At 69.3% G+C, this 13506-nt stretch carries 13 protein-coding genes; 11 read left to right on the top strand and 2 right to left on the bottom strand.

Going from position 1 to position 13506, the window contains the following annotated elements:
• Positions 1-34: 34 nt before the first annotated feature.
• The 8 genes from ddaH (at position 35) to GO592_RS18765 (ending at position 7529) form a co-directional block, all read left to right on the top strand.
• A complete protein-coding gene (ddaH, locus tag GO592_RS44505; protein ID WP_063709751.1) occupies positions 35-952 on the top strand; it encodes a dimethylargininase in 918 nt (305 codons plus the stop codon).
• A 6-nt stretch (positions 953-958) separates the two neighbouring features.
• Positions 959-2185: an ornithine--oxo-acid transaminase gene (rocD, locus tag GO592_RS44500; RefSeq protein ID WP_007301261.1), complete on the top strand. Its 1227-nt coding sequence runs from the start codon at positions 959-961 to the stop codon at positions 2183-2185.
• Between the two features lie 168 nt (positions 2186-2353).
• Positions 2354-2797 carry a 50S ribosomal protein L13 gene (gene rplM / locus GO592_RS18790; RefSeq protein ID WP_005239728.1) on the top strand — a complete coding sequence of 148 codons (444 nt, stop codon included), beginning with the start codon at positions 2354-2356 and terminating at the stop codon, positions 2795-2797.
• Complete coding sequence (rpsI, locus tag GO592_RS18785; protein ID WP_005239729.1) at positions 2794-3330, top strand: 30S ribosomal protein S9; 537 nt, start codon at positions 2794-2796, stop codon at positions 3328-3330. Before rplM ends, rpsI begins: the two co-directional genes overlap by 4 nt.
• A gap of 137 nt (positions 3331-3467) precedes the next feature.
• Positions 3468-4805, top strand: a complete 1338-nt coding sequence (gene glmM / locus GO592_RS18780; protein ID WP_007301260.1) for a phosphoglucosamine mutase — start codon at positions 3468-3470, stop codon at positions 4803-4805.
• An 86-nt stretch (positions 4806-4891) separates the two neighbouring features.
• Positions 4892-5200, top strand: a complete 309-nt coding sequence (locus GO592_RS18775) for a hypothetical protein (RefSeq protein WP_005253878.1) — start codon at positions 4892-4894, stop codon at positions 5198-5200.
• Positions 5194-7308, top strand: coding sequence for a hypothetical protein (locus GO592_RS18770; RefSeq protein ID WP_172650405.1), 2115 nt, complete (start codon positions 5194-5196; stop codon positions 7306-7308). The genes GO592_RS18775 and GO592_RS18770 overlap by 7 nt, the downstream gene beginning before the upstream one ends.
• A gap of 38 nt (positions 7309-7346) precedes the next feature.
• Positions 7347-7529 (top strand): hypothetical protein, encoded by a 183-nt coding sequence (locus GO592_RS18765; protein ID WP_007301258.1) that lies wholly within the window; start codon positions 7347-7349, stop codon positions 7527-7529.
• Positions 7530-7538: 9 nt separating this feature from the next.
• Here the strand turns inward: GO592_RS18765 and GO592_RS18760 are convergent, their stop codons facing one another.
• Positions 7539-8375: a dienelactone hydrolase family protein gene (locus GO592_RS18760; RefSeq protein ID WP_039953024.1), complete on the bottom strand. Its 837-nt coding sequence runs from the start codon at positions 8373-8375 to the stop codon at positions 7539-7541.
• Between the two features lie 97 nt (positions 8376-8472).
• On the opposite strand from GO592_RS18760, the gene glmS reads away from it, so the two are divergent.
• Entirely contained in the window at positions 8473-10335 is a 1863-nt protein-coding gene (gene glmS, locus GO592_RS18755; protein WP_007301256.1) for a glutamine--fructose-6-phosphate transaminase (isomerizing), read from the top strand.
• Between the two features lie 33 nt (positions 10336-10368).
• On the opposite strand, the gene GO592_RS18750 is transcribed toward glmS, so the two are convergent.
• Positions 10369-10743, bottom strand: coding sequence for a cupredoxin domain-containing protein (locus GO592_RS18750; RefSeq protein WP_005562368.1), 375 nt, complete (start codon positions 10741-10743; stop codon positions 10369-10371).
• Between the two features lie 52 nt (positions 10744-10795).
• On the opposite strand from GO592_RS18750, the gene GO592_RS18745 reads away from it, so the two are divergent.
• Both GO592_RS18745 and alr read left to right on the top strand, forming a co-directional pair.
• Positions 10796-12280, top strand: coding sequence for a bifunctional ADP-dependent NAD(P)H-hydrate dehydratase/NAD(P)H-hydrate epimerase (locus tag GO592_RS18745; protein WP_007301254.1), 1485 nt, complete (start codon positions 10796-10798; stop codon positions 12278-12280).
• Between the two features lie 17 nt (positions 12281-12297).
• Complete coding sequence (alr, locus tag GO592_RS18740) at positions 12298-13503, top strand: alanine racemase (RefSeq protein WP_007301253.1); 1206 nt, start codon at positions 12298-12300, stop codon at positions 13501-13503.
• Positions 13504-13506: the final 3 nt, after the last annotated feature.

The raw sequence follows: 13506 nt of genomic DNA, 5'->3' as shown, positions 1-13506 counted from the left end.
TGATTTCACCGACACCGATCGAGGGGGAGTGGAGATGGCGCCCACTGCTGGTATCGAGTCCGAGAACCCGTACGAGGAGACGGCGGAGGTGCCGGGCGCCGCCGCCCGCGTCCCGCGGCATGCTCACTCGCGGAGCTACCTGATGTGCCCGCCCACGTATTTCGACGTCGTCTATGCCATCAACGACTGGATGCGGCCCGAGGAACCCGTGGACCGGGATCGTGCGATGTCGCAGTGGTCGGCGCTCGCGGACACCTACCGGCGACTCGGGCACGAGGTCCTCACGATCGACCCGGTCGAGGGACTTCCGGACATGGTGTTCGTCACCGACAGCGGACTCGTCGTCGACGGTGTGGCGCTCGGCGCCCGCTACCGCTCCGCCGAGCGGCGGGCCGAGGCCGAACACGTGTTCCGGTGGTTCTCGGACAACGGGCTGATCAGGCCCACCCTGCCGCGGTACGTCAACGAGGGGGAGGGCGACTTCCTCGTCGTCGGCGACGTGATCCTCGCCGGAACCGGATTTCGGTCCGACCCGCGGTCGCACGCCGAGGCCTCGGCGCACCTCGGCCGCCCGGTGATCACGTTGAACCTGGTGAATCCCCGCTACTACCACCTCAACACCGCCCTGGGTGTGCTCGACGACTCGACCATCGCCTACCTGCCCGCGGCGTTCTCGCCGGACAGTCGCGCTCTGCTCGAGCAGATGTATCCCGACGCGGTGATCGCGGCCGAGACGGACACCGATTGGCTCGGACTGAACCTGGTCAGCGACGGCGCCAATGTGGTGCTACCCGTCCAGGCTTCACACCTTGCCGACCAGTTGTCCGCCCGCGGGTACGAGCCCGTACCGGTCGACTACTCGGAATTCCTCAAATCCGGTGGTGGAATCAAATGCAGCACTATGGAGCTCCGCGGCTTCCGCAGGCTCCGGATCGCGGAAGATCAGGGGTGACCAGCAATGTCGGATGGTGTCGTTTCCGTGTCGGATGCCACGCGTGAGCAGCTGAGCAGGGCCGACGAACACAGCGCACACAACTACTCGCCGCTGCCGGTCGTGATCGAGTCGGGCGCGGGCTCGTGGGTGAAGGGAATCGACGGCGTCGACTACCTCGACGTCCTCGCCGGATACTCGGCGCTCAACTTCGGCCACGCACACCCCACCCTCGTCCGGGTGGCGAGCGAACAACTCGGCCGGCTCACCCTGACCAGCCGCGCCTTCCAGCACGATCGGTTCGCGTCCTTCTGCGAGGACCTGAGCCGGCTGTGCCGGAAAGAAGCCGTTCTGCCGATGAACACGGGCGCCGAAGCCGTGGAGACCGCGCTGAAACTGGCCCGCAAATGGGGTTACGACGTCAAGGGAGTGCCACCGGGACATGCCGAGGTGATCACGTGTGCCGGGAACTTCCACGGCCGCACCATCTCGATCGTCGGGTTCTCGTCCGATCCGGACGCGTACACCGGATTCGGTCCGTTCCCGCCGGGCTTCGCGTCCGTCGAATACGGGAACGCGGACGCGTTCGAGGCCGCGATCACCGAGAACACCGTGGCGGTGCTCCTCGAACCGATCCAGGGGGAGGCCGGAGTGCTGGTGCCACCGCCCGGCTACCTCACGGCGGTCCGGGACATCTGCACCCGGCGCGGGATCCTGATGATCGCCGACGAGATCCAGAGCGGGCTCGGGCGGACCGGCGACACGTTCGCGTGCGACCACGAGAACGTGACCCCCGACGTGTACGTCCTGGGCAAGGCGCTCGGGGGTGGCTTGATGCCGGTCTCCGCCGTCGTCGCCGACTGGCCGGTGATGGCGGTGATCGGCCCCGGGCAGCACGGGAGCACGTTCGGGGGCAACCCCCTCGCCTGCGCGGTCGGGAGCGCGGTCGTCGACCTGCTCGAGACCGGCGAATATCAGCAGCGAAGCCGTGAGCTGGGCGCCTACCTGCACAGCATGTTGTCGCAACTGCCCCCCGACCACGTGTCGGAGGTGCGTGGGCGCGGACTGTGGGCCGGTGTGCAGCTGGCCGACGGTATGCCGTCCGCGCGAACGATCTGTGAAAGACTCCTGGCGCGCAGGGTCCTCGCGAAGGACGCGCACGAAGGAACGATCCGCATCGCCCCGCCGCTGGTGATCGAACGGGACGAGCTGACCTGGGCGGTCGAACAGCTCGCCGATGCGCTCGCCGAGTGAATTTTGACCCTGGGCCTCACCGACCGGTATTGTTCTCCGTTGGCGTGCCGTGCGCCGCTGCGTCCTCGTGTCGCAGTGGCTGGCGGTTCTCGGGTCTCAACTGGCCGCCGAGAATCGCTCGACGATACGCAATGGCCAGCAGCGGATTGAACAAGACGAGGAAGTTCTGTGTCTACGTACACCCCGAAGGCCGGAGATGTGACCCGCACGTGGCACGTCATCGACGCCACTGACGTGGTGCTCGGCCGCCTTGCCGTCCAGGCAGCCAACTTGCTGCGCGGCAAGCACAAGCCCACCTTTGCACCGCACGTTGACGGCGGCGACTTCGTCGTCATCATCAACGCCGAGAAGGTTGCCATCAGCGGCAACAAGCGTGAGGGCAAGTTCCTCTACCACCACTCCGGACACCCCGGTGGTCTGAAGTCCCGCTCCGTCGGTGAGGTTCTCGACAAGAACCCCGACCGCCTCGTGGAGAAGGCCATCGTCGGCATGCTCCCCAAGAACAAGCTGGGTCGCGCCATCAGCAGCAAGCTGAAGGTCTACGCGGGCCCGAACCACCCCCACGCCGCGCAGCAGCCGGTGCCATTCGAGATCAAGCAGGTGGCCCAGTGACGGCGCCGGAGGAGCAGAACGTGTCCAACCCCGAAGAGATCACCGAGGCTGTCGAGGTCGCGGCGGACGAGTACGTGTCCGTCGAGGAGCCCGAGGTCGCCGAGGACATCGAGGCCGCTGCTGCGCCGCAGGCCCCGATCGTGATCGATCGCCCCATCCAGACCGTCGGTCGTCGTAAGGAAGCGGTTGTCCGCGTCCGTCTGACCCCCGGTTCGGGCGACTTCAAGCTCAACGGCCGCACCATCGAGGACTACTTCCCGAACAAGGTGCACCAGCAGCTGATCAAGGCTCCGCTCGTCACGGTCGAGCGTGCCGAGTCCTTCGACATCGTGGCACTGCTGCACGGTGGCGGACCGTCCGGACAGGCCGGCGCACTGCGCCTCGCCATCGCCCGCGCGCTCATCGAGGTCACCCCCGAGGACCGTCCGGCTCTCAAGAGCGCCGGCTTCCTCACGCGTGACGCCCGCGCCGTCGAGCGCAAGAAGTACGGCCTGAAGAAGGCCCGCAAGGCATCTCAGTACTCGAAGCGCTGATGTGTCGCCGAAGCCGCCCTCCGGGGTCGGCTTCGGCACCTGTTCTTCCCGAGAGCAGGCGTCCATCGTTACCGGACGCCTGCTCTCGTGCTTTATCCGAGATGTAGTGGGTTTCCTAGGTGCGAGGGGTCTGGTCTATGGGTCGATTGTTCGGGACGGATGGGGTTCGTGGTCTCGCGAATACCGAGCTGACCGCCGAGTTGGCGTTGCAGGTGGCGTCCGCCGCCGCGACGGTGCTGGCGTCGCCGGGTTCGGGGGGACGCAAGACGGCCGTGGTCGGCCGTGACCCGAGAGCCAGCGGTGAAATGCTCGAGGCGGCGGTCGTCGCGGGCCTGACGTCTGCCGGCGTCGACGTTCTGAACGTCGGGGTGCTGCCGACACCCGCGGTGGCCTACCTGACCGCGGAGCTGGACGCAGCTCTCGGTGTCATGATCTCCGCCTCGCACAATCCCATGCCCGACAACGGCATCAAGATCTTCGCGGCCGGCGGGCACAAACTCGACGACGAGGTGGAAGACCGCATCGAGGCCGTCGCCGCCGGAACCACGACACGGCGGGCGCCGACCGGCGCGGGGATCGGACGCGTTCGCACGGTGCCCGACGCCGCGGAACGGTATCTGCAGCACCTGGCCACCGCGCTCCCGAACAGCCTCGACGGGCTGACCGTGGTGGTGGACTGTGCGCACGGCGCGGCATCGGGCGTCGCTCCCGCCGCCTACCGGGCCGCCGGCGCCACCGTCGTCGCGATCAACGCCGAACCCGACGGACTCAACATCAACGAGAACTGCGGGTCGACGCACCTCGAGAGCCTGCAGAAGGCAGTCGTGCAGCACGGTGCCGATCTGGGGCTCGCGCACGACGGCGATGCGGATCGGTGCCTCGCCGTCGACGCCGCCGGTTCCCTCATCGACGGTGACGCCATCATGACCGTCCTCGCTCTGGGCATGCGCGATGCCGGTGAACTGGTGGACAACACCCTCGTCGCGACAGTCATGAGCAATCTCGGTTTGCACATCGCGATGCGCGAGGCCGGGATCTCACTGGTCACCACTGCTGTCGGTGATCGCTACGTCCTCGAAGGGCTCCGGTCCGGCGGCTTCAGCCTGGGCGGCGAACAGTCCGGACACGTCGTGTTCCCCGCTTTCGGCACCACCGGCGACGGAGTGCTGACGGGACTGCGGCTGATGGGCCGGATGGCGGAGACCGGACAGCCGATCGCGGACCTGGCGGCGGCGATGACGACACTCCCGCAGATTCTGGTCAACGTGAGGGTCGCCGACAAGCGCGCCGTCGCCGCGTCTCCGGTCGTGCTGGACGCGGTCCTGGCGGCCGAGCGCAGCCTGGGCGACAACGGCAGGGTACTGCTGCGACCGTCGGGCACCGAACAACTCGTACGCGTGATGGTCGAGGCTTCGGACATCGAAGTGGCCAGGAAGCTCGCCGACGAACTGGCGGGCACTGTCGCCTCCGTGTGAGCGGACACAGCGCACCGATCGGCCGGGGGAACCGATCGGTGCGCTGTCGCGTCTAATGCAGTAGGTCGCGAAGAGAGGGTGGGGCAATGAGCGATGGGCTCGAGGTGGACGTCGCGGTGGTGACGGACGCGGGCGCGAGACTGCTGCGGTCGGCGGAGGTCCTGAGACAGCAGGCCGCCGAGACCGCCCGGCTGGAATTCGGTGGGGCGCACGCGGGCCGCGACTACGCCGCGAAAGGTGACGCGGTGCATGACGCCCTCGGCATCGTCGGGGTCGCGCTCGGCCAGTGGGCCGCGGACGCGGAATCGTTCGGCCACGCGTTCCGGGCCGCCGCGGCGCGCTACTCGGGAACGGACGCGAACGTCACCGCCGACGTGAACGGGGTGCAATGGTGACCACGGATCCGAGAACGCTGATCGACGACCCGAACCTGAGCCGCGAATACAAGGAGCAACTCCTCCAGGCCTGGGCCGCCTCCCGCGAGGAGGACGAGGCGTCGTGGCAGCCGTACTTCGACGAGTACGGGCTCGACAAGCGTGACCGGACTCCGTCCGCCGACCAGCGCTACGCCGCATTGTTGGAGCACGGCAGCGACGCCCAGACCGCGAACGCATCCCGGAACGCGCTGGGGGAGCACCTGCGCCCGAATGGTCTCAACGTTCCCGACGACATGCTCGATCTCGGCGCGCAGGGCCTCGAATTCTTCGAGTTGTTCCTCCCCGCGGCGAAGAAACTGGGATACGAGTCTCGCGAACTCACCGACTACTACGCGAGGTTCGACGCCGAGCGGGGGATGCGATTGAACGTGCTCGCCCGCGACGTCGACACCCTCGGACGCAGTCTCGACACGGCCCGCACCGAACTCGACGAGAACGAGAGATGCGTCGCCGCAGTGCGAACCGGGTGGAGCGGAGTCGCCGCCGCGGCGGCGATCGACGCCGTCGACCGACAGAACATCCAGGCGGACGCCACCATTGGTCGGCTCCACGGACTCGCCGAAGTGCTGTTCGAGGCGAACCTCACGCTGAGCGCCGCGGTGACGAACAAGGCGTACAAGGTGGTGTCTCTGCACCAGCCGACGGTCGCGGGGTACAGCGCGGCCCAGATCGACGTTCTCGCCCAGATCTACGCCGACGGCAAGGACGGCGACAACTCCGCCGCGAAGGACTGCATGGAAGACGCGTCCTACTGGTTCCCCGAACTCGCCGACGACGACTACCGGCACGTCAACGGCCTGTACAAGGACGGGGGCGCTGGTGCGCTCCGCCGACTCGACCGTGACGACGTGGTGCGGCGGGCCGCCGGAATCGCCAAGGACTGGCTCGACGTGAACTTCCGCCACGTGTACGAGGAGAAGCAGCAGGAGTTCACCGCTGCTTGTGCGGACTGCGCCGAAGCGGTGCACGCCGCCTACGACGCCGTCATCGCCGAGGCGCGGTCGATCGAGGTGAAGCCCGGTTTTCGTCCCGAGGACACTCCCGATCCGGCACCCGCGCCGAGGGTGCCCGAGGTGCCACACGCCGACACCGTCCCCGCCGCTGCGGCGGCGCCCGCCCCCGCCCCCGCCCCCGCACCTGCAGCGCCGACGGCGCCCGCCGCGGCCCCTGCAACGGGCGGACCGGCGTACGTCCCGCCTCGATCCGGTGGTGGGGACGCGGTCACCAGTCCGATGGCCGCGGCGCTACCGACAACTGCACCTCCGATGGCCGCGGCGCCACCGACAACCGCACCGCCGGTGGTCGCCGTGCCTCCGACGACTACTGCCCCGGGCCTCGGGAGCATTCCCGGCCCCGGTGATCTGGTGCGTCCGGGTCTCGCAGGAGGTCTGGCGGATCTCGGTTCGATCCTTCGCCCGTTGATCGAGGACACCGTCTCGGCCCTCACCCACAGGGACGACGAGGAACGGAACACCGAGGACCTCGGCGACGAACACGCCGATCCGCGGGAGGACGACGGCGAGCCGGCCGACGGCATCCCACACGACACGAGCCTCGAACTGAGCCTCGACGGACAGTCATGGACGCTCGCCGTCGATGCCGACGGTCAGGGGATTCATCTCGAGATGAGCGACGGACAGGGTGGGACGGCCAGGTTCGGAGTCGAGATCGGCCCCAACGGTCTGCCGCAGATCACAGCGGAAACCGCTGCCGGGGACGGAGACTCCGGCGACGCCGACTGCGCACCCGCCGCGCCGACCCCGGAATCGCAGGTCAGCGCTGGTGCCGAGGACGCCCCGGACGCGACAACCGAGGAAGAGCCGACGCCCGGTGGGGCTGCCTCGGACAACGTCTCGGACCACGAGAACACACCGGCCCTTGCGCCGGCCGGAGACGCCGCAGCCGTCCCACAACCACAGGTGGTGTCAGTGCAGCAGGAGCTGGCTCCCGAGACACCCGTCGAGGTCCCGCCGCTACAGGAGCCGCGGTCCGCACCCGAACTGGCGACAGGTCCCGTGGCCGGATTCGACAGCGGCGCCGAGTTGGCCGAGGCCGGGCCGCTGTGAGCCACCGAGCCGCACGGTTGCGTGCACAACGGGCACAGATGCGAGCCGACCTGGAAATGTTCCGGGAGCGGATCGACGAGCGCAGAGCCAGAGACGAGGAAGCCGCGGCAAACCGGTCCGGCCGCGGCCGGACCGAATCTGCAGCGGCACCGCCTGCGGCTGCGCAACCGAGCACACTCGACGACGACGAGTTCTATCGGCCGCGCAGCTGGCTGGTGTGACCGGAGACGTCAGATGTGCGGGAGCACGCCCTCGAAGCCGGCGTCGGTGTGCTCCTCGTGCGGATCGACGAGCGTGGTGTGCGGAAGTTCGGCATCCGCCTTCGCGAACACCTCGTACTTCTTGTCCTCGGTGAGGTGATACAGCAGGAAGCCGGTGAGCAGCGCGCGCGTGATCTGCTGGGTCTTCCGCTCGGAACCGCCGATGCCGAGTGCTCCCAGGAGGCGGCGTCCTTCGGTGAGCCCCGACTCCTTCGCCCCGTTGACGGCGCGCAGGACGTGTTCCCCGCCCCATGCCTCGGCCAGCGCCTTGGCGTTGCTGTTCATGGTGTCGATGTCGGCACCGGCCACGATCAGACCCGGCGCTGTGATCTTGGACGCATACTTCTCGGCCTTCGGTGCGGTCGGCGCCGGGAACAGGGCGGCGACCGCCGACACGTCCCGCTGCGCGGCGGCGAGCACTGCCACACCCGCACCCATCCCGTGTCCTGCGAACGCGACGCGGTCGGGCTGCACGCTGATCTGGCCGGGACCGAGTCGCACGCCCACACAGATGTCGAGGGTGGCCCGGAGGTCGGTGGCGAGGCCCAGGTGAGAGGGCACGGGACCCCGCTCGCTGTTGGGGGCTGCCACGACGATTCCCCACGAAGCCAGATGCTCGAGCGTCTTCCGGTAGTGGTCGGCACCTGCCATCCAGCTGTGCGCGAACGCGACGGCGGGCAGGTTGAAGCCTGATTCGGGCGTGTATACGACGCCCGGCTGTCCGGCGAGTGCGAGGTCACCCCGCAGCACGCGGTGCGGTCCTCGCTTGGATAGTTCACGGGCCAGGGTCTTCGGTTTCGGCGCCACGGGGAGAACGTTATCCGATTCGCGGGCCGGCGAGAGAGCCGATGCGGCACACACTCCGACTTCGCCGCGTCGCCCGGTCCAAGTACCCTGATGAACCATGTGCGGAATCGTGGGATACGTCGGCCACCGGCAGGCTCTGACTGTTGTGGTGGAGGCCTTGCGGCGAATGGAATACCGCGGATACGACTCTGCCGGCATCGCCGTGCTCGACGGACACGGCGGCATGGCGGTCGAGCGGAAAGCGGGTCGTCTCGCGAATCTCGAGGCCGAACTCGACGAGGTCGGGGCCGAGCACTTCACCGGGAGCACCGGGATCGGTCACACGCGGTGGGCCACGCACGGCAGGCCGACCGACCGCAACGCGCATCCGCACCGTGACGCGGGCAACACGGTTGCCGTCGTGCACAACGGCATCATCGAGAACTTCGCCCCGCTGCGGGCCGAACTCGAGCACGACGGAATCGACTTCGCCAGCGACACCGACACCGAGGTCGCTGTGCACCTGGTCGCCCGCGCCTACGCCTCGGGCGAGACGGCCGGTGACTTCGTCGCGAGCGCGCTGAGCGTGCTGCGCAGGCTCGAGGGCGCGTTCACGCTCGTCTTTACGCACTCGGACCACCCGGACACCATCGTCGCGGCGCGCCGCTCGACGCCCCTCGTCATCGGTGTCGGCGAGGGAGAGACGTTCCTCGGGTCCGATGTCGCGGCGTTCATCGAGCACACTCGTGACGCGGTCGAGCTGGGGCAGGACCAGGTCGTGGTGATCACCGCGGACGGGTACTCGATTCTGAACTTCGACGGATCCGAGGCGCAGGGCCGCCCGTTCCGCATCGACTGGGATCTCGCCGCCGCCGAGAAGGGCGGCCACGACTACTTCATGCTCAAGGAGATCGAGGAGCAGCCGGCCGCCGTCGCGGACACCCTGCTCGGTCACTTCCAGGACGGGAAGATCGTTCTCGACGAGCAGCGACTGTCGGATCAGGAGCTGCGCGACGTCGACAAGGTCTTCGTCGTCGCCTGCGGCAGCGCCTACCACTCGGGGCTGCTCGCGAAGTACGCCATCGAGCACTGGACCCGCCTGCCCGTGGAGGTCGAGCTCGCCAGCGAATTCCGCTACCGCGACCCGGTTCTCGACCGGTCGACGCTGGTCGTGGCCATCTCGCAGTCCGGTGAGACGGCCGACACCCTCGAGGCCGTGCGCCACGCCAAGGACCAGAAGGCGCGGGTCCTGGCGGTGTGCAACACGAACGGCGCCCAGATTCCGCGCGAGGCCGACGCCGTCCTCTACACCCGGGCAGGTCCGGAGATCGGTGTCGCGTCGACCAAGGCGTTCCTCGCGCAGGTCACGGCGAACTATCTGGTCGGCCTGGCCCTCGCCCAGGCCCGCGGCACCAAGTACCCGGACGAGGTCGCACGCGAGTATGCCGACCTCGAGGCGATGCCCAACCTGGTGAGCCGGGTGCTCGAGACGGTCGAGCCGGTGCGGGCGCTGGCGCGGGAGCTGGCGTCGTCGTCGACGGTGCTGTTCCTGGGCCGCCACGTGGGCTACCCCGTGGCGCTCGAGGGTGCGCTCAAGCTCAAGGAGCTGGCGTACATGCACGCCGAGGGCTTCGCGGCCGGCGAGCTCAAGCACGGGCCGATCGCGCTGATCGAGGACGGGCTGCCGGTGATCATCGTGATGCCGTCCCCGAAGGGGCGCGCGGTGCTGCACTCGAAGCTGCTGAGCAACATCCGGGAGATCCAGGCCCGCGGGGCGCGGACCGTCGTGATCGCGGAGGAGGGCGACGAGGCCGTGCGCCCGTTCGCCGACCACCTGATCGAGATCCCGGCGGCACCGACGCTGCTGCAGCCGCTGCTGTCGACGGTGCCATTGCAGGTGTTCGCGGCGGAGGTCGCGCAGACACGGGGCTACGACGTCGACAAGCCGCGTAACCTCGCCAAGTCCGTCACCGTCGAATAGCGGCGACCGTAGGGGCGTGGCAGGGCCGCGCCCCTACGGGGTGACCACGACGGTGCCCGTCATCTCGGGGTGCAGCGAACACGTGTATTCGTAGGTCCCCGGTTCGGTGAACGTGTACGTAAAGGTGCCGGTCTGCATCAACCGGCTCCGCAGCACACTCTTCGCGGCGCCGACACCCACCACGTCGTGGGTGACACCCCGGTCGTCGAAATTCCAGGTGACGGTGTCTCCGGCCGTGACGGTGAGCGTCGCCGGCGCATACGCCATGTTCGCGACCTGCACGACGGGTCCGGTCGGCGCCTCGGGCGCCGCGCTGTCCGGCGAACCGCATCCGGACACGACGCCCGCCATCGAAATGCTTGCGGCGAGAGCCACTCCGGCGATCCACGAGCTTCCACGTCCACGCATGACGTCGAGCGTAGTCTGACCCGGTACCGACCCTTCTCGACGAGGAGTTCCCATGCGGGGCTACTACACCGCTGACGAGGTTCGAGCCGCGGAGGCGCCGTTGCTGGCGTCTCTTCCCGACGGCGCGCTGATGCGACGCGCAGCGCATGGACTCGCCACGGTGGTGGCGGCGGAGCTGCGGGCGCGGACCGGGGGCGTCGCCGGTCGAACGATCACGGTGCTGGTGGGGTCCGGGGACAACGGCGGGGACGCGCTGTGGGCGGCGTCGATGCTGCGCAAGCGCGGTGCCGCGGCCACCGCGGTGCTGCTGAAACCGGAGAAGGCGCACGCGGCCGGGCTGGCGGCGTTCACCGCGGCCGGCGGCCGGGTGGCCGCCCCGTCGGACGAGCTGGGCCTGCCCGATCTGGTGATCGACGGAATCGTCGGAATCTCCGGCAGGGGGCCGCTGCGACCCGATGCTGCGGCGCTGGTCGACCGGATCGAGGCTGCTCCGATCGTGTCGGCGGACCTGCCGAGCGGTGTGGACCCGGACACGGGAGCGGTCGACGGCCCCGCCGTGAGCGCCGCCGTCACCGTCGCATTCGGCGCCCTCAAACCGGTCCACGCGCTCGGTGCAGCGCACTGCGGCCGGGTCGAGCTCGTGGACATCGGACTGTCGCTCGGCGCTGCCGGGATCACTGCCCTCGACGCCGCCGACGTGGGTGCCGCGTGGCCGGTGCCGGGGGCCGGCGACGACAAGTACTCGCAGGGCGTGGTGGGGGTGGTCGCGGGCAGCGACGGCTACCCGGGCGCCGGTGTGCTGTGCACGAGCGCCGCGGTCACGGCCACGTCGGGGCTCGTCCGCTACGCCGGGCCGTGCACGAACGAAGTGCTCGCGCACTCGCCGGAGGTGATCGCGACCGCCGATCTCGCGAAGGCGGGACGCGTCCAGTCGTGGGTGGTCGGGCCGGGCATGGGAACCGACGACGCCGCCCGTCGCACGCTGCGGACGGTGCTCGAGTCCGACGTGCCCGTGCTCGTCGACGCGGACGGTCTGACGCTGCTCGCCGAGGACCCGGACCTGGTGCGTTCGCGGACCGCAGCGACACTGCTGACCCCGCACGCCGGGGAGTTCGCCCGGCTGACGGGGACGGATCCGGGTCCGGACCGGGTGGCGTCGGCACGCGCTCTCGCGGCCGACTGGAATGTTCACCTGCTGCTCAAGGGGCGTGCCACCGTGATCGCGGAACCCGGGGGCCGGATCTTCGTCAACGAGGCGGGCGGATCGTGGTCCGCCACCGCGGGTGCGGGGGACGTGCTCGCCGGGATCATCGGCTCGCTCATGGCGGCGGGCATCACCCCGGCGCGGGCCGCCGCGGTGGGTGCGCGAGCTCACTCGCTGGCCGCGAACCTGGCTGCCCGTGGCGGTGGCGCGGACCTCTCCGCAGGGCGCGGAACAGCACCGATCTCCGCCGGGACGCTGCTCGCACACCTCAGGGAGTCGATCAGAGTCCTCCGTGCGGGGGTGTCACCCGGAGAAATGCCGGCCTCCTCGTGAATGGCAGGATCGAACATATGACGCTTGCTGAAGCAGTACCGGCCGACGACCACGGACACAGCGAACCCGCAGCGCCCGCACAGGCCGCGCCGGCACCGCAGGCCGAGGCCGTGGTCGATCTGGACGCGATTGCCCACAACGTCCGCATCCTGCGCGACAGCGCCCGGGACGCGGCGATGATGGCCGTCGTGAAGGCGGACGGCTACAACCACGGCGCGGTGCCCGTGGCACGCGCAGCGCTGGCCGCCGGAGCGTCGGAACTGGGCGTGACGACGGTGGCGGAGGCGCTGACGCTGCGCCGCGCGGGCATCGACGCACCCGTCCTCGCGTGGCTGCACACCGTCGACGCCGATTTCGCCCCCGCGATCGCGGCCGGTGTCGAACTCGGCGTGTCCTCGCCCCGCCACCTCGCCGCGGTGGTCGCTGCCGCCCGGAGCGTCGGCACCCCGGCGATCGTCACGATCAAGGTCGACACCGGACTGAACCGCAACGGGGTGGCACCCGACGAGCTGGCGCAGGTCCTCGTCGATCTGGCGCGCGCACAGGCCGAGGGCTCGGTGCGGCTGCGCGGCATCTTCTCGCATCTCGCCCACGCCGACGAGCCGCACCACGCCTGGATCGATTCCCAGCGCGACCGACTGGTCAGCGCGATCGCGGATGCCAAGCGTCAGGGACTGGTCCCCGAAGTGGTGCACCTGTCCAATTCCGCGGCCACCCTGACCCGTCCCGACCTGCGGTTTGACATGGTTCGCCCGGGAATCGCGATATATGGGTTGTCGCCTGTACCCGAACTCGGTCAGTTCGGGTTGCGCCCGGCGATGACACTGCGATCGAGGGTGGCTCTGGTGAAGAAGGTGGCGGCAGGTGAAGGCGTGTCCTACGGGCACCAGTGGGTGGCCCCACGGGATACGACGGTGGCGCTGCTGCCGTTCGGGTACGCCGACGGGCTCCCGCGCTCGCTCAGTGGCCGTTTCGAGGTCCAGCTGGGCGCGGAACGACGGCCGGGGATCGGGCGGGTGTGCATGGACCAGGTGGTCGTGGATCTCGGGCCGGACGGCGGGGGAGTCCGGGAGGGGGACACCGCGGTGTTCTTCGGCAACGGAGACCTCGGCGAGCCCATCGCGCAGGCGTGGGCCGACGAACTCGACACCATCCACTACGAGGTGGTGACGGGGGTACGCGGACGCACGGTGCGCAGTTACGTCGGCGGAACGGGTACGTAGGAC

The organism is Rhodococcus sp. 21391 (assembly GCF_016772255.1).
GTDB classification, from domain to species: Bacteria; Actinomycetota; Actinomycetes; order Mycobacteriales; family Mycobacteriaceae; genus Rhodococcus_F; species Rhodococcus_F opacus.
The sequence above is the reverse complement of the archived record's forward strand: the minus strand, read 5'-3'. Positions and strand labels throughout refer to the sequence as shown.